The sequence below is a fragment of the Gemmatimonadota bacterium genome, from assembly GCA_040388535.1.
In the GTDB taxonomy this organism is placed as follows: Bacteria; Gemmatimonadota; Gemmatimonadetes; order Gemmatimonadales; family GWC2-71-9; genus Palsa-1233.
On sequence record JAZKBR010000002.1, the window covers coordinates 950,196 to 972,829 of the forward strand.

General features: G+C 67.2%; 23 protein-coding genes. 20 read left to right on the forward strand and 3 right to left on the reverse strand.

Features of this window, described 5'->3' with window-relative positions:
• The first annotated feature begins 33 nt into the window (after positions 1 to 33).
• Complete coding sequence (locus tag V4558_07810; GenBank protein ID MES2305397.1) at positions 34 to 1,104, forward strand: hypothetical protein; 1,071 nt, start codon at positions 34 to 36, stop codon at positions 1,102 to 1,104.
• Here V4558_07810 and V4558_07815 read toward each other — a convergent pair.
• Both V4558_07815 and V4558_07820 read right to left on the reverse strand, forming a co-directional pair.
• Positions 1,101 to 1,826, reverse strand: coding sequence for a hypothetical protein (locus tag V4558_07815; GenBank protein MES2305398.1), 726 nt, complete (start codon positions 1,824 to 1,826; stop codon positions 1,101 to 1,103). The genes V4558_07810 and V4558_07815 overlap by 4 nt on opposite strands.
• On the reverse strand, positions 1,823 to 2,863 hold the full coding sequence (locus tag V4558_07820) for a zinc-binding dehydrogenase (GenBank protein MES2305399.1): 1,041 nt from the start codon (positions 2,861 to 2,863) through the stop codon (positions 1,823 to 1,825). Before V4558_07820 ends, V4558_07815 begins: the two co-directional genes overlap by 4 nt.
• A 142-nt stretch (positions 2,864 to 3,005) precedes the next feature.
• On the opposite strand from V4558_07820, the gene V4558_07825 reads away from it, so the two are divergent.
• From V4558_07825 to V4558_07900, 16 genes are all read left to right on the forward strand, one after another.
• Complete coding sequence (locus V4558_07825; protein ID MES2305400.1) at positions 3,006 to 3,545, forward strand: hypothetical protein; 540 nt, start codon at positions 3,006 to 3,008, stop codon at positions 3,543 to 3,545.
• A gap of 2 nt (positions 3,546 to 3,547) precedes the next feature.
• Entirely contained in the window at positions 3,548 to 4,906 is a 1,359-nt protein-coding gene (locus V4558_07830; protein MES2305401.1) for an amidohydrolase family protein, read from the forward strand.
• 209 nt (positions 4,907 to 5,115) lie between these two features.
• Positions 5,116 to 5,343, forward strand: coding sequence for a hypothetical protein (locus V4558_07835; protein ID MES2305402.1), 228 nt, complete (start codon positions 5,116 to 5,118; stop codon positions 5,341 to 5,343).
• A gap of 23 nt (positions 5,344 to 5,366) precedes the next feature.
• On the forward strand, positions 5,367 to 5,972 hold the full coding sequence (locus V4558_07840) for a ribonuclease H (protein MES2305403.1): 606 nt from the start codon (positions 5,367 to 5,369) through the stop codon (positions 5,970 to 5,972).
• The gene (locus V4558_07845) at positions 5,969 to 6,727 is read left to right on the forward strand and encodes a zinc ribbon domain-containing protein (protein MES2305404.1); all 759 of its coding nucleotides are present in this window, start codon (positions 5,969 to 5,971) and stop codon (positions 6,725 to 6,727) included. The genes V4558_07840 and V4558_07845 overlap by 4 nt, the downstream gene beginning before the upstream one ends.
• A gap of 33 nt (positions 6,728 to 6,760) precedes the next feature.
• Positions 6,761 to 7,954 (forward strand): acetyl-CoA C-acetyltransferase, encoded by a 1,194-nt coding sequence (locus V4558_07850; GenBank protein MES2305405.1) that lies wholly within the window; start codon positions 6,761 to 6,763, stop codon positions 7,952 to 7,954.
• 7 nt (positions 7,955 to 7,961) lie between these two features.
• Positions 7,962 to 8,822, forward strand: coding sequence for a hypothetical protein (locus tag V4558_07855; GenBank protein MES2305406.1), 861 nt, complete (start codon positions 7,962 to 7,964; stop codon positions 8,820 to 8,822).
• On the forward strand, positions 8,819 to 9,703 hold the full coding sequence (locus V4558_07860; protein ID MES2305407.1) for a 3-hydroxyacyl-CoA dehydrogenase family protein: 885 nt from the start codon (positions 8,819 to 8,821) through the stop codon (positions 9,701 to 9,703). The genes V4558_07855 and V4558_07860 overlap by 4 nt, the downstream gene beginning before the upstream one ends.
• The gene (locus V4558_07865; GenBank protein MES2305408.1) at positions 9,700 to 10,263 is read left to right on the forward strand and encodes a hypothetical protein; all 564 of its coding nucleotides are present in this window, start codon (positions 9,700 to 9,702) and stop codon (positions 10,261 to 10,263) included. Before V4558_07860 ends, V4558_07865 begins: the two co-directional genes overlap by 4 nt.
• Positions 10,260 to 11,300: a squalene/phytoene synthase family protein gene (locus tag V4558_07870; protein MES2305409.1), complete on the forward strand. Its 1,041-nt coding sequence runs from the start codon at positions 10,260 to 10,262 to the stop codon at positions 11,298 to 11,300. The genes V4558_07865 and V4558_07870 overlap by 4 nt, the downstream gene beginning before the upstream one ends.
• Entirely contained in the window at positions 11,297 to 12,916 is a 1,620-nt protein-coding gene (locus tag V4558_07875) for an FAD-binding oxidoreductase (protein ID MES2305410.1), read from the forward strand. Before V4558_07870 ends, V4558_07875 begins: the two co-directional genes overlap by 4 nt.
• 84 nt (positions 12,917 to 13,000) lie before the next feature.
• Complete coding sequence (gene thyX, locus V4558_07880; GenBank protein MES2305411.1) at positions 13,001 to 13,753, forward strand: FAD-dependent thymidylate synthase; 753 nt, start codon at positions 13,001 to 13,003, stop codon at positions 13,751 to 13,753.
• 240 nt (positions 13,754 to 13,993) lie between these two features.
• Entirely contained in the window at positions 13,994 to 14,182 is a 189-nt protein-coding gene (locus V4558_07885; protein ID MES2305412.1) for a (2Fe-2S)-binding protein, read from the forward strand.
• Positions 14,179 to 15,816, forward strand: coding sequence for an ATP-binding protein (locus tag V4558_07890; GenBank protein MES2305413.1), 1,638 nt, complete (start codon positions 14,179 to 14,181; stop codon positions 15,814 to 15,816). The genes V4558_07885 and V4558_07890 overlap by 4 nt, the downstream gene beginning before the upstream one ends.
• A gap of 8 nt (positions 15,817 to 15,824) precedes the next feature.
• Positions 15,825 to 16,136, forward strand: a complete 312-nt coding sequence (locus V4558_07895) for a hypothetical protein (protein ID MES2305414.1) — start codon at positions 15,825 to 15,827, stop codon at positions 16,134 to 16,136.
• 101 nt (positions 16,137 to 16,237) lie between these two features.
• Positions 16,238 to 18,436 (forward strand): TonB-dependent receptor, encoded by a 2,199-nt coding sequence (locus V4558_07900; protein ID MES2305415.1) that lies wholly within the window; start codon positions 16,238 to 16,240, stop codon positions 18,434 to 18,436.
• Positions 18,437 to 18,491: 55 nt separating this feature from the next.
• On the opposite strand, the gene V4558_07905 is transcribed toward V4558_07900, so the two are convergent.
• Entirely contained in the window at positions 18,492 to 19,505 is a 1,014-nt protein-coding gene (locus V4558_07905) for a hypothetical protein (protein ID MES2305416.1), read from the reverse strand.
• Between the two features lie 100 nt (positions 19,506 to 19,605).
• Between V4558_07905 and V4558_07910 the strand changes: the two genes are divergently transcribed.
• Genes V4558_07910 through V4558_07920 form a run of 3 tightly spaced genes read left to right on the forward strand, consistent with a single transcriptional unit; the run spans position 19,606 to position 22,482 of the window.
• On the forward strand, positions 19,606 to 19,824 hold the full coding sequence (locus V4558_07910; GenBank protein MES2305417.1) for a cation transporter: 219 nt from the start codon (positions 19,606 to 19,608) through the stop codon (positions 19,822 to 19,824).
• The gene (locus tag V4558_07915) at positions 19,821 to 20,219 is read left to right on the forward strand and encodes a cupredoxin domain-containing protein (protein MES2305418.1); all 399 of its coding nucleotides are present in this window, start codon (positions 19,821 to 19,823) and stop codon (positions 20,217 to 20,219) included. The genes V4558_07910 and V4558_07915 overlap by 4 nt, the downstream gene beginning before the upstream one ends.
• Entirely contained in the window at positions 20,203 to 22,482 is a 2,280-nt protein-coding gene (locus V4558_07920) for a heavy metal translocating P-type ATPase (protein ID MES2305419.1), read from the forward strand. Before V4558_07915 ends, V4558_07920 begins: the two co-directional genes overlap by 17 nt.
• Positions 22,483 to 22,634 lie beyond the last annotated feature (152 nt).

The window sequence follows — 22,634 nt, forward strand, 5'->3', positions numbered from 1 at the left end:
TCCCCGTCACGATCGCGCGGTATCTTCTTTCCCATGCGTACTCGACTCCCGCTCCTCCTGGTCGTGCTCGCGCTGGCCTGCAGCGAGCCACCCCCGCCGGCTCCTGTCATCTCGGTCGCCGCCACTCCCGACACCCTTATCGTCTCGGCGGTCAATCTGTCGGCCGCCGCCCCGCGCTCGGACCAGCGGTGGGTGGTCCTCGCGACCGAGGAAGCCGAGCTCCGGATCGCCGACTTCACGGCCCATTCGGTCACGCCTTTTCCAGGTATCACCACGGTCGAGGTGCCGCACCCCTCGGTGCTGCTCGGGATCGGTGACACCGTGATCGTGGGCGACTGGGGGCTGCGGCGCTTCACCGCCTGGCTCCCCGGATCGGCGCGGCTCGAGGCGTGGCCAGTGCCCGATGCCCTGCACGGGGCCTTCCCCCGGGCGCGAGATGCGGCGGGTCAGTGGTATTTCGAAGTACCCCCCGAGGCGAAGCGCGATGGAGTGGGCCTCAAGGACAGCGCCGCGGTGGTGCGTGCCGATGCCCAGTTGACCCGCTTCGATACCATTGCACGGCTGGCTCCCCCCGACCTCGCTTCGGTCGATGGCGCCAACGGCCCGCGCTACGAGCGACGCAACCTCGGCGGGCAGGACCTCTGGGGAGTGGGGCGTGACGGGACGCTCTGGATCGCGCGCGTCTTCCAGAACCGGATCGAATGGCGCCGGCCGAATGCCACCAAGCCGCTCACCGGCCCGCCAATGCAGGACCCGATCCTGCCGATTCAGGAGATGGATCGCCAGATTTTCATTCGGCGCTTCCCGGAAGATCAGCGGGAAGCCGCGCGGCGACTGCCGTTTACCGCCATCAAGCCGCCGTTTGAGGCCGCCTATCAGACCCCCGATCAGCGCGTCTGGCTCTTCAAGAGTGCCGTCGCGCTCGATTCGGTGCGGACCTTCCAGGTGGTCGACAGCAGCGGGGTGCGGGTCGTGGTGAAGGTGCCGAGCCGCGGCAGCGCACTCGGCGTGACCAGCACGCACATCCTGATGGGAGAGGAATTTCCCGGCGGGATTCGCCTGCTCCGCTACGCAGTGCCGGAGCAGGCGAAGGCGAAACCTTAGTCGAGCAGCGGTTCTTCCTTCGATTCCTCGGTCTGTTCATCAGGGAGCGTCTCCGGCTTGCGGCGGCGCTCCCTGTTGCGATCGTACCACCGACGCGTGATTTCGCCGGCCAGATGGGTGTTGCCGAGTCCGAAGGCGAGACCCACGGCGAGCGCCACGGCACCGAGGATCAGTGTGAAGGCCGCGGTGACGATCTCTTCTCCAACTCCTAGCTGCTGCAGCGCCATGAAGATGGCGATCACCACCACCGAGCCCTTGGCCACCTTGGCGAGGGTTGGCACGCCCTCGACGTTACCGGCCGATGCCAGAATCAGCCCTCGCACGAACTCGCCGACCACCATCCCGAGGATCACGATCACGATGGCGCTGATCAGCGTCGGGATGAAGGAGATCATGATCCCGAACATCTCGTTGATGCTCTCGAGGCCGAGGGCGGCCGACGCGAGCAGGATCACGATCAGCATCACCAGCCAGAAGAGCAGCTTGCCAACCGCGTGAACCGGATCGAGCTGCGCGCCGGTCCGATCCACCACTTCGCGGAACCCCCCCGCTTCGGCCATCCGGTTGAAGTCGAGGCGCTTGAGGGTCGCGTCGACCCACTTCTCGATCTGCCGGGCCACGAAATAGCCGGCGATCATGATGAGTGCGGCGATGAGGAGCGCCGGAATGACGTGCCAGAGCTGGTCGGCACCGGCCTGCAGGCGTTCACTGAGCTGGTTCACGAGGAAACCTCGAGCACGAGTTTGCCGAAATGTTCTGCCGCAGCAAGGCGTCGATACGCCTCGCTCCCGTCGGCGAGCGGGAGTACGGCATCAATCACCGGTCGCAACAATCCGCGCTCACCCAGGGCAACGACCTCGGCGAACTCCCGGGGGGTGCCCATCGTGGAACCGAGCAACGACCACTGAAACCAGAAGAGCCGGCGGAGGTCGAGGGCGACATCGTGCCCCGCCGTCGCTCCGCAGGTGACCAGGCGACCGCCGGGTCGCAGCGCCCGCAGCGACTTCCCCCAGGTCGCGCTGCCGACCGAATCCACAATGACGTCGGCGCCGTGACCAAAGTGTCCCTTCACCGCGGTCGCGACATCGGCATTTTCGCGATGATCAACGAGGAGCTCAGCCCCGAAAGCCTTGGCCCGCGCCAGTTTGTCGGGGTTTCCCGAGGTGACGGCAACGCGGGCGCCGAGGTGCCGGGCGATCTGCAGCGCGGCGAGCGCCACGCCGCCGCCGATGCCCCAGATCAGCACCGTCTCGTCGGAGGCGAGTCGCGCCCGGGTGGTCAGCATTCGCCAGGCGGTGAGCGTCGCGAGCGGGAAAGCCGCCGCCTCGGCCCAGCTCCACTCGCCCCGGATCGGCATCACGACGCGTCCCGGCACGACCACTTCTTCGGCGGCACTGCCGCTGCGATGCTCACCCTGCACGCCGAACTGCCGACAGAAGACATCATCGCCGGTGCGGCACGCATCGCATTCGCCGCAGCCCCACCCCGGATTGATCATCACCCGATCACCAACGGCAAGGTGCGTGACTGCCGCACCAATTTCGAGTACGACGCCAGCGCCGTCACACCCCACCACGTGCGGAAAGTCCGGCACCGGAATCCCCGGCAACCCGCGCGCCACCCAGAGATCCAGGTGATTGAGGGCCACCGCCCGGATCCCGATTCGCACCTCGCCAGCGTGTCGCAGCGGGGGTGACGGGAGCTCGAGCAGCGCCAGGTTTTCGGGTCCGCCGGTGGCGGTCAAGCAGAGTGCGCGCATCTGGTCTCGTGGACACCTTGCACAAGCGACGAAGGGACGCGACATATTATAGCGCGTCGACGCGTGCACACCTGCACGTGTCGCAGAAATTCCGGTTCGTTGCACGTGATTCTTCACACACTACACCCCGCAGGAGCGCAGCATGGATCTGTTCCATAATTCGGAGAGTTCGTGGGAGTTGTCGGGCGGCTGGATGGAATCGTCCAACGGCGGTTCACCGGCCCCGACTCCGATGAGCATCCCCGAGCCGGCCCCGGGTTCGCTCCCGGCGAAGCCTCGCAAGAAGGCAAAGAAGAAGGTTGCGGCGAAGCCGGCCCCGAAGCCGGTCGCGAAGCCGGCACCCAAGGCGGCGGCCAAGCCCGCGCCGAAGGCCGCTGCGAAGCCCGTCGCGAAGCCCGCTGCCAAGGCCGCGCCGAAGAAGGCCGCCGCGAAGCCCGCGCCAAAGGCCGCTGCGAAGCCCGCCGCCAAGGCCGCTCCGAAGAAGGCTGCCAAGAAGGCCGCCAAGCCGGCGAAGAAGGCCGCGCCGAAGAAGGCTGCCAAGAAGGCTGCGAAGCCCGCCGCCAAGGCCGCGCCGAAGAAGGCCGCGAAGAAGGGCGCCAAGCCGGCTGCCAAGGCCGCGCCGAAGAAGGCCGCGAAGAAGAGCGCCAAGCCGGCCAAGAAGGCGGCGAAGAAGCGGAAGTAGTGGTGCTTCGCTTCGGCTCGTTGACGCGCTCCGGGCCGACCGGGGCGCGTCGCTTTTCCGCCCTGGCCCTCCTGTTGCTGGCGGCGTGCGATACCGCACGGCCCGGCCTCGGAATGGACGCGATTACCGGCGGCACCGTGATCGATGTGGTCACCGGTCGCACCATCGCCCAGGGGGTGGTGCTGGTTCGTGATGGCCATATCGTCGCGGTGGGCTCGAGTGCTGATGTTCCCGTGCCGCGCGGGGCGAGCGTCACCGACGCCACTGGCCGCTGGATCATCCCCGGACTCATCGACGCCCACACGCATTTGCAGCCGTGGGGACTCGCCCTCGCACTCCATTGGGGCGTCACCGCGGTGCGTGATCTGCACGACGGTTTCCCGCTCGCCGACACGCTGCGCGCCATTGCCACCCGTGCCCCTTCGCCGCGGCTCTTTCAGGCCGTGGCGATGCTCGATGGGATCCCGACCACTTACCCGGATGCCATCGGACTCGCCTCGCCTGATGCAGCCGATGCTGCGGTGGCGTCGGTGTTTGCCCACGGCGCCACCTGGATCAAGGCCTACACCCACACCACGCCGCCAATGCTCGGCGCCATCATTACGGCGGCCCGCGCCCGAAATCTCCCGGTCGCGGCCCATCTCGGCCTGACCGACGCCCTCACCGCGGCGCGGCTAGGTGTGACTTCGATCGAACACCTGACCGGCGTGCCCGAGGCAGCGGGCGATTCGGTGGCGCTGATGGCCGCGCACGCGAAGGGTTTCTTCGTGGGCTGGACCGCCTTCGAACAGAGCTGGACCGGCCTCGACACCGCCAGCCTCGCTGCGGTCGCGCGCACCCTCGCGCGATACGGCGTCACGCTGGTGCCGACCCTCGGGTTGCACGAGACCTTCTCCCGCCTCGACGATGCCAGCACCCTCCGCGCCAGCGAACTCGCCGATGTCCCCGACTCGGCCCGCGCCAACTGGAATGTGCCGGGAATGATCAAGCGGGCTGGCTGGGTGCGCGAGGACTACCCCGCCTTCCGCGCCTCGCGGGCGGTGCAGGACTTCTTCGTCCACACCTTTGCGCTCGCCGGCGGCCGAATCGCGACCGGCACCGATGCGTCGAATCAGTTGCTGGTCCCCGGCGCGGGTGTGCATCTCGAAATGGAACTGCTGGTGCGCGCCGGCCTCACGCCCCTCGAGGCGCTGCGCGCCGGGACCCTGCGCGGCGCCGAACTCCTGCGCGCCGATTCGCTCGGCTCGCTGCACGTCGGCGGCACGGCGGACCTGGTCATCCTCGGCGGCAACCCGCTCGCCGAAATCCGCAACTCGCGGCAAGTCGTGAAGGTGATGCTGGGCGGGAAGTGGGTGCGCTAGCCGAGAAGCGAGAACGAAGAAGCGAGAAGGGAGGTTGCCTCTCGATCGCGAGGGGTCTCGCCCTGTCCAACGGGGGACTCGGCGGGATGCTCGGATCGCTGATCCCCAAGTACTGAGCCGCGCGCCACTCCCTTCTCCCTTCTCCATCATCCATCATCCATCATCCGTCATCCGCTATCTTCTCTCCGACCGCCACGGAGTTCGTCGCTTTGGGCACTTTCCGCTGGACCCCTGAACGGATGGAACAACTCGAACACGCCGTCCGGAAGCGGAAACGGGTCACCCTTCGTCGACGTGGCAACGAGTACATCGTCGTGGCCTCGGCGATGACGACCTCAAGGGGGCGGGAAGCCCTCCTCGGGTTCCTCGCCATGACCGGCGATGAACTCACCTTCGTGCTCGCCGACCTCGACCACTTCCAGGTAATCGACCCCTGACCCCAGCCGCGCTCCCTATCGCCTTGCTTCATCTCGACGAGAGCTGTCTCGGCAACGGCAAGCCCGGCGACAACCCGGGCGGCTCTGGCGGACTGATCGAGCTCCGCACTCCCAAGGGAGTCCAGCGCCGCGATTTCTACCTGCATTCGGCGTCGACCACCAATAACCGGATGGCGCTGGCTGGCGCGATCGCCGCACTGCAGTTGCTCGGGCAGAAGGGTGCCCGGCTCCGCCTGCTGATCGTGTCCGACTCCGAGTACCTGGTGAAGGGGATCCGCGAGTGGGCCCCGAAATGGAAGGCCCGAGGCTGGGTCCGCGCCGGCGGCGTGATCGAGAACCTCGAGCTCTGGAAGGCGCTCTGGCAGTCGCTCCCGATCCATGACGCGCAATTCACCTGGGTGCGCGGGCACGCGGGCCATCCCAAGAACGAATATGCCAACGACCTCGCGGTCCGTGCGGCTACCGAGCAGGTGACCTCGGAAGGCATCGTCGAGTCGGGATATGGCGCGTGGCTTGACGCGAAGCGCGCGGCCGGGAAGTTTGCGGGTTACGATCCGGATGCGGCCTTCACCGCGTTCGAGGCCCGGCTCGCGGCCGGCGAGCGGCTTCCACTGGCGGAGAGGAAGTGACCGAACTCGAACGACTCACGGCGACGGTGCTCACCCAGTGGCACGCCGATGGTGGCAGCGAAGGTGGTCCGATCGGCGTCGGCCAGCTGCTCGATCGCGTCCTCCCCTATCGTCAGGCGCGTCGGCTTCTCGGTATCGATATTTCCGAGGACTATGAAGCGCTGATGCTGCGGCTCCTCGCGGAAGAGGAGGGGCTGGTACACGTGGCGCCGCACGACGCCGCTGAAATGGCGCGGCGGACCATCGGATCGAAACTCCCCGACCTCGATATCCTGCAGAAGCTTCGCTCGGCCGAGCTGACCGTGACGCCAGCCACCGTCGCGCGACTGCAGGGCGTGCTCCAGATGCCGCCGAGCCGGGTAGTCGAGGAAGCACCCGCGCCCGAACTCGATGTCGAGGAATCGCCGCTCGCCGAGAGCAACATCGAGGTCGGTGATGACGGCCCGATTGACGACGCCGACATCATTCCGCTGCCCGTGAGTCGGGTCGTCGCCGACGCGATCCGGGTCGCGCTCGAGGCACCGCCTGCGGCGCCAGTGAGCGGCCCCCCGCCCGAGTTCCTCACGGCGGTCCAGTTCACCCCGCCGTCGGCGAGCTGCTGGAGCTGCACCGAGGCCCTCCCCGAAGGGCGCGTCGTGAAGTTCTGCCCCTTCTGTGGTGCCGACCAGCGCCACCCGGCCTGCCCCTCCTGCGGCGAAGAGATCGAGCGGCAGTGGAAGCATTGCCCGGAGTGCGGAACCCGGCTCGGCCTCTGAGCAGTGGCGGCGGCCCTGCGCCATATTCCAGCCATGACCGATATCGTCTTCCTCGCGGCCGTCCGGACCGGCTTCGGCACCTTTGGCGGCACCCTCAAGGATCTCTCCGCCACCGACCTGGGCGTGATCGCGGCGGAGCACGCCGTGGCGCGCAGCGGGATCGACCCGACGCTCATTGATCACGCCATCGTCGGCAACGCGATGCAGACCTCCAGGGACGCGATGTATTGCGCGCGTCACATCGCGCTGCGAACCGGACTCGCGGTCGAGACTCCAGCCGTCACGGTGAACCGACTCTGCGGCTCGGGCTTCGAGGCGGTGGTGCAGGGTGCCCACCGATTGCTGCTCGGCGAGGCGACTGCCGTGCTCGCGGGCGGCACCGAATCGATGAGCCAGGCGCCGCACATCGTGCGCGGTGCCCGCTGGGGCATCAAGTATGGTCCATCGCCGCTGCTCGAGGATTCGCTCTTCGAGGGGCTGCGCGATTCGTTCGCCGGCTGCTCTATGGGCGAAACGGCCGAGAATCTCGCCGAACGCTACGGCGTCTCCCGCGCGGCGTGCGAAGAGTTCGCGATCCGCTCACAGGAGGCGGCCGCCGCGGCCTGGCGTGATGGCGTCTTCCGCGACGAAGTGATCCCGGTGCCGATCCGCGATCGCAAGACGAAGCAGGATCTTCCCTGGCAGGCCGACGAGCACATTCGCGCCGGTGCCACACGCGAGTCGCTTGAGCGCCTGCCGGCACTCTTCCGTCAGAACGGTACCGTGACCGCGGCGACTGCCTCCGGCATCAACGATGGCGCTGCGATGCTCGTGCTCACGACCGGCGCCACGGCGGCATCGCATCAGTTGAAGCCGATCGGTCGACTCGTTGCCTGGGGCGTCGCCGGTGTGCCTCCCGACATCATGGGGATCGGCCCGGTACCGGCGGCACGCAAGGCACTCGCGATGGCGGGAATGACTCTCGCGCAGATGGAACTCGTCGAGGTCAACGAGGCCTTTGCCGCGCAGTACCTCGCCGTCGAGAAAGAACTCGGCCTCGATCGCGCCCGCACCAACGTCCACGGCGGTGCGATCGCCATTGGCCATCCGCTCGCGGCGAGTGGTGCGCGAATCACCGCGCATCTGCTCCACGCCCTGCGCGCCCGTGGTGGCGGCTTCGGACTCGGGTCGGCGTGCATTGGCGGCGGGCAGGGGATTGCCGTGATCGTCGAAGCGTTCCCGGGCTGAGCGAATCATGGAACCCAAACTTCCTGCGCGTATCGATCGCGCCACCTTCGACCGCCTGCTGCAGCGGGCCGCCGAACTCCAGGCCGCTTCGAGCGATATCGGTGATGGTGTCAGTGAGGACGAAGTCCTCGCCCTCGGCAAGGAAGTCGGCATCCCCGAGCAGCACTTGCGGCAGGCGCTCCTTGAAGAGCGCACCCGTGCCGTGCCCGCCGCACCTTCCGACACGCTCGACGCCTGGTTCGGCCGCGCCGACCTGTCGAGCGAGCGCGTGGTGCAGGGTACCGAAGAGGGGATCGCGCTGGTGATCGCGCGCTATCTCGAATCGCGCGAGCACTTCGTGATCCAGCGCGCCACGGTCGGACGCACCACCTTCGAGCCGATGAGCTCCTTCGCCGGCGCGATGCGCAAGATGCGCAAGATCTTCGAGGGCGGCGGCAAGCCGTATCTCGAGCGGGCCGAACTGATCAGCGTGGTCATCACGCCGCTCGAAGCCGGCTTCTGTCACGTGACCATTGCCGCCACGTTGCGTCGAACCCGGCGGGCGTACGTCGGCGGCGCCGCGGCACTCGGTGTCGGCGGCGCGATCGCCGGAGCGCTCATGGCGGTGCTCGGTGCTCCCGAAGTGGCAGCGCTGATCCCGGTGATCCCAGGGGCGGCCGCAGGTGTGATGGTGGGACGTCAGTTCCGTCCGGTCGCGGAGCGCGCACAGCTCGGCCTGGAACGGCTGCTCGACGATCTCGAGCGCAAGCCTTCCCTGCCGCCCGGCACGTCACAGTCAGCGCCGCCGTCATCGCGCCTCGCTCGCGAAGTGGGTCAGGTCGTGCGCGATATCACGACTGAAGTGCGCAAGGCGCTCGAGGACAAGTGACCATTCGCAGCGTCGCCGTGGTCGGCAGCGGTCTGATGGGGAGCGGCATCGCCCAGGCGGCAGCAACGGGTGGCTACACCGTGCTGGTGCACGACGCCGACGCCGCTCAGTGGCCGCGGGCCCGGGTGAGCATCGAGAAGTCGTTCGCGAAGTTCGTCGAGAAGGGGCAGCTCACCGGCGAGGCCCGCGACGCTGCGCTCGCCCGACTCACGTTCGCCTCGTCACTCGACGGGCTGGCCGAATGCGATCTCGTCATCGAGGCAATCGTCGAGTCGCTCGATGCCAAGCAGCAACTGTGGCGGGCACTCGAAACCGTCTGTCGTACCGACGCGCTTTTCGCGACCAATACCTCGTCGCTAAGTGTCGTCGATCAATCGGTCGGACTCGCACACCCCGAACGTCTCCTCGGACTGCACTTCTTCAATCCGGTGCCGATGATGCCACTCGTCGAGGTGGTGCGGTCGATTCGCACCGCCCCGGCGGCGGTCGAAGCGGCGCTCGGCTTCGTGCACGCCATCGGCAAGACTCCGGTCACGGCACGAGATGAGTCCGGCTTCATCGTCAATCTCCTGCTGGTGCCGTACCTCATCGATGCAGTGCACGCCCTCGAGCAGGGCAGGGGCAGTATCGCCGAGATCGATACCGCCATGAAGCTCGGCGCCGGCCATCCGATGGGACCGCTGACGTTGCTGGATTTCGTCGGGCTCGACACCGTCGTGCGGATCGGCGAGATCATGTTCGATCAGTACCGCGAAACCCGATACGCTCCGCCACCACTGCTCCGCCGGATGGTGACGGCAGGCTACCTCGGCCGGAAGAGCGGGAAGGGCTTCTACGACTGGAGCGGCGCCACGCCGGTACCGATGGAGCTTGGACTGTGAGACACGCGCAAATGATGGCCGCTCTATTGCTCGGCGCCGCGTGTTATCCGACGACGACCCGCCCGCCTTTCGTCTCGCTGCCGAGCGCCACGGTGGTGGAGTGGGAACTGTCGGTCCGCGAAGCGACGCAGGAGCTCGCGCTCGCCCTCGATGCCGATTCGATCCCGGTGCGACGGACTGAAAGTGCCGACGGCTGGCTCGAGACCGGCTGGTTCGATGCGGCAACACTCCGCCCGACGACGCGTCGGCCCATCGGTGTGGACATCGTCCGGCTGCGTGCCTGGGCAGATCCGTCCCGACCCAATCACAGCAGCATCACGGTCGAGACGGTCTATCGGCCGCTCGACGACCCTTCGCGCGATGATCACTCGCTCGACCGGGTCGTCCCGCCGAATCATCCGGTCGCGATCAGAGTTGGTATGCTGCTCGACCGGCTGACCAAGAAGTTCGGTGACCCCGGCGAAGTCGCGGCACCTGCCGTCGCGCCGGACACGGGCCTCAAGAAAAAAGCCGCCAAGCCGGATTCGCTACCGCAGCCCACAGGTGTGCCGCATCGATGACCGGAGTGCGTGACGACGGCCGCGCGTTCTGCGCCCGAGTGCTGCCCGATGTCTCAAGGACCTTCGCGCTGGTCATCCGGCTGCTGCCGCCGGCGCTCTCGCACGCTGTCACCGTGAGCTACCTGGTCTGCCGGATCGCCGACTCGATTGAAGATCAGCCCGGCCTCCTGCGCGATCGACGACGGCAGCACTTCACCGCATTGCGACGCGCGGTCATCGACCCGTCACTCAGAGTCGACGATCTCGAGATCTCTCTCTTCGATGAGAACGTCCGTGAACTGATGGCCGGCACCGCGACGGTGCTCGCCGAGCTGCACCGGCTGCCCGACGCGCAGCAGGCGGCGATCCGGCCGTGGGTTCTCGAAATGATCGACGGGATGGCGGCCTCACTGCCGCCCGATGAACGGCGCGATCTTCCCCTTTTCGCCACGATGGCCGAGTTGCGTCGCTACTGCTTCTATGTCGCGGGCACGGTCGGGCACATACTCACCGGGCTCTTCGTCGACTACCAGCCGCCGCGGACGGCGGCCGTTGCGCGCAAACTCGACGAACTCGCGCCCACCTTCGGCCTCGTGCTGCAGCTCACCAACATCATCCGCGATGTCTCGGCCGACAAACAGCTCGACCGCGACCACGTGCCGGTCGAGGTATGGGACACGGTCGGGCTCAAGCGCGATGAAATGTTCCTTCCCGGCCGGGAACGCGAATCGTGGGATGTGCTCGCGCCATTGCTCGCAGAGGCGCAGGCGAGTGTCGAACCGGCCGTGGAGTACATCACCCTGCTGCCACGGAGCGGCGTGCGCGTGCGGCTTTTCTGCCTGACGCCCTTGCTCCACGCTTGCCGGACGCTCGCACTCCTCGAGGCGCAGCGCGCCGCACTGGCCCCGCGCTCCACCGTGCGGATGACGCGCCGCGAGGTGTATCTGCTCACCGCGTTGGCCGCACTCGCGGCGCCGTCGAACACGGCGATTCGCGCGGTGGTGCGCTACGCCCGACGCGCGGCACGTCCGGTCCTCGGCACGGCGGCCGACGAATGACCTTCTCCCCGCAGGCCGTCGACTCGCTCCGCCGCGCACGGTACAGCGAAGGTGCCGGGATCTATCGCATCATCCCGGCGGCTGTGGTGCGGCCGACCTCGCTCGCCGAGTTGCGTGCGGCGATAGACGATGCCCGCGCGGCCGGCTGGTCGGTGACGCCGCGTGGGGCCGGCAGTGCGATGGACGGCGGCAACCTCGGCGAAGGCCTCATTCTCGATCTCACCGCCTTCGAATCGGGACGCTGCGTCGTCAATGCGCGAAACCGCACGGCCCGGCTCTCACCGTCGATTCCGCTCGCGCATCTGCAGGCACTCGCTGGGCGGGATGGTCTGCGCTTTCCACCCGATCCGTCGAGTGGCGCCTGGGCCACCCTGGGTGGGATGGTGTCCACCAACGCCGCTGGTGCCCGCACCGTTCGCTACGGCAGTGTCCGGCCCTGGATCAAGGAGCTCACGCTCGAGACCGCCGTCGGGCCACTGACCCTCGTACGCGGGATGCCTGCCGACCTCGGCCATCCGGTGATGGTGAAGTGGTATACCGCCGTGGCGCCGCTCCTCGGCGCCCACGCGGATGCCATTCGCGCGGCCTTCCCGAAGGTCAGGAAGAACAGCGCCGGCTACGCGCTCGACCAGCTGCTCACCTCGGGCGACCTGATCGATGTGGTGATCGGCTCCGAAGGGACCCTCGGCGTCATCACCGACATCGTGGTGCGGCTCGACCCGATACCCACTGCCCGGGCCTCGCTCCGTGTGGCGCTGCGTAACCGTCACGATCTCGCTGCGGTGCTCGCGACGATTCGCAGCCACGATCCCTCGACGCTTGAACTCCTCGATACCTCCTTCCTCAGGCTGATTCAGCACCGCGTCGACACGCCGGAGCACCCCGGTCTGCTCAGCGAAGCGGCCGGCCTGCTGCTGGTGGACCTCGAGGGGAACAGTGCGCCGGAGCTGGCCGAACGTCTGCAGCAGCTGGTCGCCGCGGTGACCCCGCTGGTGCTCGACGTCCAGACCGCCCTCGATCCGGCCAGCATCGAACAGCTCTGGGCCGTGCGTCATGGGGCGTCTCCGATGCTGGCGGGGCTGACCGATGGTCGTCGTTCGCTGCAGGTCATCGAGGACGGCTGCGTCCCCACCGAGCGCCTCGCCGAATACCTCGATGCCATCGACGCCGCGACTGCGCGCCAGCGGATCGACGCCGTGCTCTTCGGACACGCGGGCGACGGCCACGTGCACGTGAACCTGCTCCCCAACCTGAATGATCCCGACTGGCGGGAACGAGTCCGCGCCATCTTCGATGAGGTGACGGCCGCAGTGATCCGGCTCGGTGGCACGACCTCTGGCGAACACGGTGCCGGCCGGTTGCGTGCAGGAACCCTCGAGGCGCTCTACGGCAGCACCGTGATCGCCGTCTTCCGGGCGCTGAAGGCGGCGTTCGACCCCGATGGTCTCTGGAACCCAGGCGTGATTCTCGGCGACGCCGCCGATCCGATCCGGCAGCTCAAGGTGGGTCCCGATGCCGCGACTCTTCCCGACGGCGTGGCAGCACAACTCCGCGCCATCGAGACGGGCGCGACCTGGGCCAACGGACGCTGGGCGGCACCCCTTCCGACACCCTGAGCGGTGACCGGGAGGGGGGCTTATCTTCCGCCGCGCCGCTGCCATCGCAGCCCGTTCGCTCCACCATCAACGCCCCGACCTCTCATGCGCCTCTATCGCGAACCCGTCGTCACGCTGATCGCCCGCCCGCAATTCCTCGAGCCCACGCATCTCGGCGTGCAGTGGAAGGAGCCGGGCACCGACGGCGAGAAACTCGCCGAATTCGCGGGCCGACTCTGCTACATGAGTCAGCACAATCCGGCCGGGCGGAGCACCGCCGAATACCTCGGCAACATCCTCAAGCAGGGGCACGGGTCGGTCTTCGAGCACGCGGTCTATGTGCTGCTCATCGAAGGAGTCTCACGGTCGCTGACCCACGAACTGGTGCGGCACCGCGCGGGGTTCGGCTATTCCCAGCTCTCCCAGCGCTATGTCGACGAATCCGATGCCGCCTTCGTGATGCCGCCGGCCGTGCAAGGCGATGAGGCACTCGAGACGGCGTGGCTCGCGTCGATGGAAGCGGCCCAGGCCAGCTACGTCGCGGCGGTCGAGAAGCTGATGGAGCGCTACTCCTGGGTCGCCGACAAGATTCATCGCCGCAAGCTCGCCCGCGAAGCCGGTCGCTCGGTCCTCCCCAACGGCACCGAAACCAAGATCGTGGTAAGCGGAAACATCCGGGCCTGGCGCACGATGCTCGAGCTTCGCCTCGGCGAGGGCGCCGAACGCGAGATTCGCCGGCTCGCGGTCCGGGTCCTGCAGACCCTCCGGGCAGAGTCACCCGCCTTCTTCCACGATTTCGAGCTGTATACCGCCGAGGATGGGGAGCAGGCGGGGCGCGTGGTGTACCACAAGGTCTGAGAGAGACGAGAGACTAGAGACTGGAGACTAGAGGTTGAGAGCGGGAAGGGGTTGTCGCCCTGAACGAAGTGAGGGGGCGGAACTCCACCCTGGAACGATGCTCCGCCCCCTCGCTCCGCTCAGGGGGACACCGCTTTGGCTCTAGTCGCTGATCTCTAGTCTCTAGTCTCTCTCCCGCTACATTTCTGACTCATGTCAAATCCCTGGCTCCCCCAGCTCCGCATTGACCGGTGCGTCTGTATGCGCGCCACCTTCGAGCGGCTGCTGCCATTGGCCCGGGCCAACGGCTGGGATCTGCAGAGTCTGCAGGAGGCCACGGGGTGTGGCGATCAGTGTGGCATGTGTCGCCCCTACCTCCGCGAAATGCTCGCGCACGGCACGACGATGTTCCACTCGATCATCGAAGAACCCGACGAGGCCCGAGCATGAGCGACGGACCACCGACCGGGGTGATGCGAGATCGGCGCAAGCAGCCGGTGCCGACGCCGCGACCGTGGTACGACGGCCTCTTCGGCACTGGTCCGCTGGTCTTCTATGCCTTGCTCGCTGGCTGGCTCTCGGTTGCCTTCCTCGCCAAGGACTTTCGTGACACCGGGCTGAGCTTCGCTGCGGTCGCGTCCTTCCTGGCGCTGATCACCTTGCAGCGTGGCCGTGCCGCCGCTGGCCGTCAGAAGGAATCGCTCTCCCGCGCACTCGCCGCCGCCGATCGCCGGAATCGCGAACTCGAGCGACTCCGCGACCTTGCCGCTGCACTCCTCGCCGGCAACGACCTCGCCGCACTCAATCGACAGATCGCCCAGGCCGCGGCCGACCTCCTCGAAGCCGAGGGGGGCGCCATCATGCTGGTTGTGGAAGAGGGTCGCTTCGTCCGCGTGGTCGCCGGCGCCGGGCCGTTGCTGCCAGCGGTCGGTTCGCTGGTGCCGATGGAGCGCTCGCTGGTCGGCCACGTGATCGTGCACGACGAAGCGGTCCTGGTCGACAACATGGAACTCGACCCGCGCAACCATCCGCACGAGCAACTCACCGGCCGACTCACCAGCGCGGCCATGGTCCCGCTGCGCTCGGCCGGGCTGGTGGTTGGTGCCGTCTGTGCCTACAACCGCAAGGATGGCCGCTTCTTCGGAGAACACGATCGCCAGTTGCTGCAGACCCTCGGCGACCAGGTCGTGCTCGGCCTCGACCGCACCACGGTGCTCGAGGAATTGCGTCGCAACGAACGGATGCTGGCGACCAAGAACAAGGAGCTGCAGCGTGCCACGCAGCTCAAGAGCGAATTTCTCGCCAACATGTCGCACGAGTTGCGCACGCCACTCAACGCCATCATCGGCTTCTCCGACTTGCTCCTCACCGAAGGACTCGGTCCGCTCGAGGAGCAGCAGAAGGAGTTTCTCGAGGCGATTCTCCGGAACGGCAAGCATCTGCTCGGCCTGATCAACTCGGTTCTCGACCTCTCGAAGATCGAGGCGGGCCGGATGACGCTCTCGCTCGCGACCTGTGACGTGCGCGAGGCAATCGTCGGCGCGGTCACCGACACCAGTTCACTGCGCAGCGGAAAGCTCCAGGAGTGCACCGTCGACATGCCCGAGGGGGTGTCGATCGAAGTGGTGGCAGATGGCACCCGCATCCGGCAGATCCTCTTCAACCTGCTCTCCAACGCATCGAAGTTCACCGGCGAAGGCGGCCGCATCACCGTCTCGGCCGTCCGCACCGTGGCGCCGATGCCGAGCGTGGCGGTGTCTCGCTTCGGCGAAGCGGTGAAACTCGCGACCCGCGATGTCGTCTGGGTGTCGGTGTCGGATTCCGGCATGGGAATCAAGAGCGAGGATATGGGGAAGCTCTTCCAGGAATTCTCGCAGGTCGATGCATCGGCATCGCGTGCTGCGCAGGGCACCGGCCTCGGGCTGGTGCTCTGCAAGCGTTTCGTGGAACTGCACGGCGGCCAGATCGGCGTCGAGTCGATCTACGGCAAGGGAAGCACCTTCTGGTTCATGCTGCCGGTCGATGGTCCGCCGAAGCGGCGGGATGGTACTGGCGTTGAAACGCTGCCCGCGGGTATGGCGTGACCAGGTCGATGCGTGCACTGCTCTCGCTGGTGCTCTACCTCGGCGGCAACCTTGTCCCGCTGGTCGACGCCGTTGTTTTCCACTCGACCCCGCAACGCGTCGCCGCGAATCACATCGAGTCGAGCGACACCACCTGTCACGTCGAGCGCTGTGAGCTTGGCGCGCCGGTCGCCGCCACCCCTCCCGCCACGCTTCTGCTCCAGCTCGGTCGGTTCTCCCGGCCGATTCTCAGCACCCCCGCATCGCCTTCCGTCGATGCTCCCCGCGATCGCGCTCCAATCAGCGGTCTCGGTTCGCGCGCCCCTCCCGCACAAGGCTGAAGCTCTCGCTCCAGTAGCCATCGCACCGCTCCGCTCTGGGGGCGGTGCCGCTGTCGCATCTGCCCGCAGATGCGACCTCCCTTGTCGCACGGAGTTTTGCCATGTTGACCTTACTGCTGCTGGCGGGCCTCGCTGGCGCGCCACCTGCCGGACCATATACGCTCTCGGGTCGATTGACCGACAACGCTGGTACCCCGATCGCCGAAGCGCAGGTCGTTCTGCTCGAGGCACACCGCTCGACCCGCACCGATGCCTCGGGACGATATCGCCTCGACCGCGTCCCCGAAGGGACCTACGGAATTTCCTTCGCGGCGGTTGGGTTCCGTCCGCAGGTTCGACGCTTCACGCTTCGCGGGGCGGACCTGCAACTTGACCTGACCATGGTGCGCACCGTCGTGGAGTTGCCACCGATCCAGACCACGGCGACCCCACTCGCGACCGCCGCACTCGATTCGCCACAACCTCTCTCGGTCCTCTCGGGGGAGGCCCTCAGCAAGCAGCAGGCACCGTCACTTGGTGCCGTACTCGAAGGGCTCCCCGGGTTGCGAAACTCCTCCACCGGGTCCGGCATCGGCAAGCCCGTGATCCGCGGTCTCGGGAGCAACCGTGTCCTGATTCTCGATGATGGTCAGAGGATGGAAACCCAGCAGTGGGGCGATGAACACGCCCCGAATGTCGAAACGGCAACCGCTGACCGGATCGAGGTGATCCGGGGTCCCGCGAGTGTGCTCTACGGCTCGGATGCCCTCGGTGGCGTGATCAACGTGGTGCAAAGAGAACTCCCCGACGCCGGCACCGCTGGCAGTCTGGTCCGCGGTCGCCTCGCCGCCGCCTATGGCAGCAATGGCCGGGCTCCCGACGGCAGCGCGCTGCTGGAAGGGGCGAGTGGCGCCTTCGGCTTTCGCGGCACCTTCTCCGGGCGAACGCAGCAGGACATTGCCACACCCCGGGGCAACCTCTCGAATTCCGGGCTCTCAATGCTTGGTGGTTCGTTTGCCGCTGGTGTGCACGGTGGCTGGGGCGACCTGACAGCCACGCTCACCCAGCGCAACGAACGACTCGAGATTCATGAGGACCCCGCAGAGGAGCCGGATGCAACGGGCTTCCAGCGGATCAATGCGACTCGTGCAAAGCTCGCAGGGAGTGTGAGCCTGGGCGGCAGCAGCCGAGTCGAGTTCGATCTTGGCGTTGAACGAAATCGTCGTCGGGAGTTCGAGGAGGCCGGCGCATCCGATGTTGCGCTGGGTCTGCTCTCGAGGACGACTACGGCCAATGCCCACATCCACGTTGCGTCGAGCGCTGCGGCCGCCGGCGTGCTCGGTGTGTCCTTCCTCCGGACAGCATTCTCGAAATTTGGCGAAGAAACGCTGATTCCGAACACCACCGCCACGGGGATTGGGGCATTCGCTTTCGAGCAGCTGGAGGCTGGACGCTGGCAGTTTTCGGCCGGGGCGCGATTCGACCACAGGATACTCGACAACGAGAATGACGCCGAGCTGGGGCTCGCGGCCGGACGTCGCGACTACAACTCGGTCACCGGCAACCTCGGTGCGCTCTATCGCGTCTCGGCGCCGGTTGCGCTGGTGGTCAACGCGGGTCGCGGGTTCCGGGCACCGTCACCGTTCGAACTCTTCTCGAACGGCGTGCATGAAGGCACCGTTCGCTTCGAACGCGGTGATCCGACCCTCAGGAACGAAACATCGCTGAATGTTGATGTAGCCTTGCGCGTGCAGGGCAACTCGGTCCGCGGTGAACTCGGAGTCTTCCGTAACGCGATCAGCAACTACATCTACCCGCGCCCAACCGGAGTCGACGACCCGGAATCGGGCTTTCAGATCTTCGACGTCTCACAGGGGAATGCGGTGTTGAGCGGGGTGGAGGGCGCACTCGAGTATCACCCGACGGCCTGGCTACATCTGCACCTCGGTGGTGACTACACCCGCGGCCAGAATACATCGCTCGACCTGCCGCTCGCGTTCGTCGCCCCGTTGCGCCTTACCTGGTCGGCGCAGCTGGAAGGCCAGGGCGGCGGCGTGTTGGCGAAGCCGTATTTCAGCGTGAGCGGCGAGAGCGACGCGAAGCAGAAGCGACTCGATCCGGAGGACGTGGCCCCGGAGGGATACTCGCTGATCAACCTTGGCGGTGGTGTTGGCGTTGGCGGTGGGAAGAATCCCCTGCAGCTGGAGCTTCAGGTGCGGAACCTCTTCGACACCAGCTATCGATCCTTCCTCTCGCGCTACAAACTGTACGCCGACGATCCGGGCCGCAGCATCGTCGTGAGGCTTTCGGCCGGGCTGTGAATCGCAGGGGAGCGGTGGGCGCATCATTTCTTGACCGCCGCTCCCCCGGCGACAGCTAGCTCCACGCTCCCGCAAGTTCGGCCCGAGCCGCCCACGCGGCCACGCGCGGCGCGAGCAGTTCGGCAGCAAGGCGGGCCACCGCTTCATCCTCCTCGCGGAAGAAGTCCGGCGTTTCGCTTCCCAGCCAGAGCCACCCCACCAGTTCATCGCCCACTTCGAGTCGCGCCGCGAGCACGCTGTGCGTCCGCTCCGCCGAGCGGGAGTCGTAGCTGCTCGGCCAGCGGCTGTCGATGTCGCGCAAGTCGCTGACGCGACCGATCGCCCGCGATCCGAGACGATGCGCGAGCGCGTCAATTCCTTCCGCCGCGTCAGGGTCGATGCTCAGCGACGCCACCGAGCCCCGCTCACCGCCGACCAGTGCCCAGCAGTCTGGTGCCGGTGCCACGGCAATCAGCTCGAGCCGGTCGTGGGGCAGCTGCAGCGCGAGTGCGTCGGAGGCGAGCTGTACCAGGTCGCTCCCGTTGCGCGCGCGTCGCATCGCTTCGAGGAGCCCTTCGGTGACCCCCGTGACAGTGCTGTTGTGATCGGTGCCCACCGCGCGAGGACGAACCCACGGATACGACGCGAGCCGGCGACAGCAGGTACTGAGCTGTGCCGCCACCCGATGCAACTTCCGCTGATCGTAGAGGGTGTACGCGTTGTCGGCAAAAGCGCCCACCAGCAGCAGGCCAACGTCCTGCACCTCGGCGCGAATCGGGATCGCCATCGCCGATTGATAGCCACCGGCGCGCAGCTGATCTTCGAGCGTGAAGAGCCCTTCCTGCGGCACCAGCGGCTCGGCCAGCGGAGGTGACAGAACCTCGGCTGTGAGCGACGGCGGACCCACGAGGACGACCCCGCCCCGGGCCGGGTAGAGCCAGCACGCCACCAGCTCCGCCGGCATCAGCGAAGCGACTGCGTCGTGCAGCGCCTCGTGCCAGGTGTGGATCTCGGCGATGCTCGGCCGCGACCCCGCCCAGGTGAGCACCGGGACAAACGCTTCGAGTGGAGTGGCGCCGGGAGAATCCATGAGAGGGCGAAGTGTGCAGGGGGCGTGCCAATGACGCCACCCTTGACATACCCCCACCCCCTATATATCGTCGAGGCGTATCACTTACCCTGGAGGGGTAATGTCGACCGTCACACTGCACATCGAAGGCATGAGCTGCGGCCATTGCCTCAACGCCGTCAACAAGGCCCTCGGCAGTGTCCCCGGGGCCACGATCCAGAGCGTCCAGATCGGGCGAGCCGTCATCGAATCGCCAGCTGGTGGGCCCAGCGCCGAAGAGCTGGCCGCTGCGGTGACTCGCGCCGGCTACCGTGCCACCGCGGCGGTGAGTTCGTCGTGAACGCGTTGGTCGTGATCCTCGGCATCGCCGCCATTGGCGCGGTGAATTGGTGGTTCTTCCTGGCCGACCGGACCAGTGCGCGGGCCAGCACTGTGGCCGGAATTCAGGAAGTTGTCATCACCGTGCTCGGGGGGTATGACCCGGCCGAGGTGCGGATTTCGGCGGGTCGGCCGGCACGACTTCTCTTCGACCGGCAGGAGACCTCGAGCTGTTCCGAGGAGATCGTCATCCCCGCGCTCAACCTCCGGCGCTTCCTTCCGGCGCACCAGCGCACCGCCGTCGAGCTTCCGCCGATGGCCGTCGGACGCTATCCAATGAGCTGCGGCATGGGGATGCTTCACGGCGAACTGGTGGTCGAAGCCACCACCGAGGTGGGCGATGCACACCACACCTGAGGCGTCGGCGCATCGCTCCGAGGAGACGATCACCCTCCCCGTGGAGGGGATGACCTGCACCGCGTGCCAGGCCCGGATCCAGTCCGCGCTGCAACGCGAGCCCGGGGTCAATCAGGCCGACGTGAACGTGATGCTGGCCAACGCGACCGTGCGCTTCGATCCCGCGCAACTCACCCCCGGCCGTCTCGTCGAGGTGATCGAGGCCACTGGCTACGGCGCCTCGTTGCCAGTCGAGAATCGTTCGGCGATCGACGAACAATCCGCGCGCGACGTGGCCCAGCAGGACGAATACCGCGAGCTGCGCTTCAAGGCAGTAGTTACCGGCATCCTCGGCGTGGTCGCGATGCTGTTGTCGATGCCGATGATGACGGGAGCCGCGCACGGAAACGGCGCCTCCCCGCTGGTGGGATGGACGTTGCTCGCACTCGCCGTCTTCGTGATGAGCTGGACCGGTCGCCACTTCTATCAGCGCGCCTGGATCGCCTTCCGGCACCATTCGGCCGACATGAACACGCTCGTTGCCGTTGGCACCGGTGCCGCGTTCCTCTACTCGGTCGTGGCCACGGCAATGCCGGGTCTGTTCACGAGTCGCGGACTCGCACCGGACAGCTACTTCGAGGCCGTGATCCTGATCATCGCCTTCATTCTCGCCGGCAACACGCTCGAGGCGCGCGCCAAGCGCAACACCAGCACGGCGCTGCGTGCGCTGGCACAGTTGCAGCCGGCCACGGCGAGGGTGATGCGTGATGGGGCCGAGATCGATCTCCCCATCGATGCTGTCACTGCGGGCGACGAAGTCCTGGTGCGGCCGGGCGAGCGGATCGCGGTCGACGGCGAGGTGTTCTGGGGCGAAAGCACCGCCGACGAGGCGATGCTCACGGGGGAGTCGCTCCCGGTGCCCAAGCGAGCAGGCGATCGCGTCATCGGCGGGACCATCAACGGCACCGGTGCGCTTCGCATTCGTGCCACCACCCTCGGCGCTGACTCGGTGCTCGCGCGCATCGTGCAGCTGATGCGCGACGCGCAGGGAAGCCGGGCGCCGATCCAGCGCCTCGCCGACCGGATCAGCGGAATCTTTGTTCCGGTCGTGATCTCGCTCGCCATCACCACCTTCGTCGTATGGTATCTCGCGGCGGATCAGGCGCCTGCGGTTCGCGCCTTCGCCGCGAGTGTCGCCGTGCTGATCATCGCCTGCCCCTGCGCCATGGGGCTCGCCGTGCCCACCGCCGTGATGGTGGCCACGGGCCGCGGCGCCGCGCTCGGCATCCTCATCAAGGGTGGCGAGGCGCTGCAGCGATCGGGTGATGTCGACACCGTGGTGCTCGACAAGACCGGCACCGTCACCGAAGGCGCCCCAGCCGTCACCGAGATCGTGCTGGCACCGGCGGGACAATTCGACGAGGACGAGCTGCTCGTCCTTGCCGCCGCACTCGAGGCCGCCTCACAGCATCCGATTGCCGCGGCCGTGGTGCAGTCGGCGAAGAACCGCCGTCTCGTGGTGCCGCCGGCGTCGCAGTTCCAGTCGATCACCGGCCAGGGGATCACCGGCATCGCCGACGGCCACGCCGTCCTGGTGGGTAACGCCGCCTTGCTGAAGCAGTGGAGCGTGGATGTCGCGCCACTGAGCATCCAGGCTACCACCCTCGCGACCCAGGGGCGGACCACCGTTTACGTGGCGATCGATGGTGCACTCGCCGGTCTGCTTGCCATTGCCGATCCGGTGCGCACCAGTACGCCCGCCGCCATCGCCCGGCTCCGCGCACTCGGACTCGATGTCGTGCTCCTCACCGGCGATCAGCAGGCCACGGCCGACGCGGTCGCCCGCGCGGTCGGGATTGCGACCGTGATTGCCGGTGTCCTCCCCGAGGGGAAGGTGGCCGAGATCGAGCGTCTCCAGCGCGCCGGCAAGGTTGTGGCGATGGTCGGCGACGGCATCAACGATGCGCCCGCCCTGGCGCGCGCCGACATCGGCATCGCGATGGGGGGCGGCACCGACGTCGCCGTCGAAGCCGCCGATATCGCCCTCATGCGCGCCGATCTTGGCGGCGTGGCCGACGCGATCGAGCTGTCGCGTCGCACGATGCGGACGATGCGCCAGAATCTCTTCTGGGCCTTCGCCTACAACGTCATCGGCATCCCAATCGCCGCCGGCGTGCTCTATCCCTCCACCGGCCTGCTCCTCTCACCGGTGATCGCCAGCGCGGCGATGGCGTTGAGCAGCGTCAGCGTGGTCACGAATAGTCTGAGACTCAAAGCAGGATGACAGTTGACGGATGACAGATGACAGATGACAGATGACAGATGACAGATGACGGATGGCTCTTCTGGGATGCTCGTGAATCATTCCGTCGTTCGCCGGCCGCCCGTCATCCACTAATCACCATCTGTCATCTGTCATCTGTCATCCATCAACCC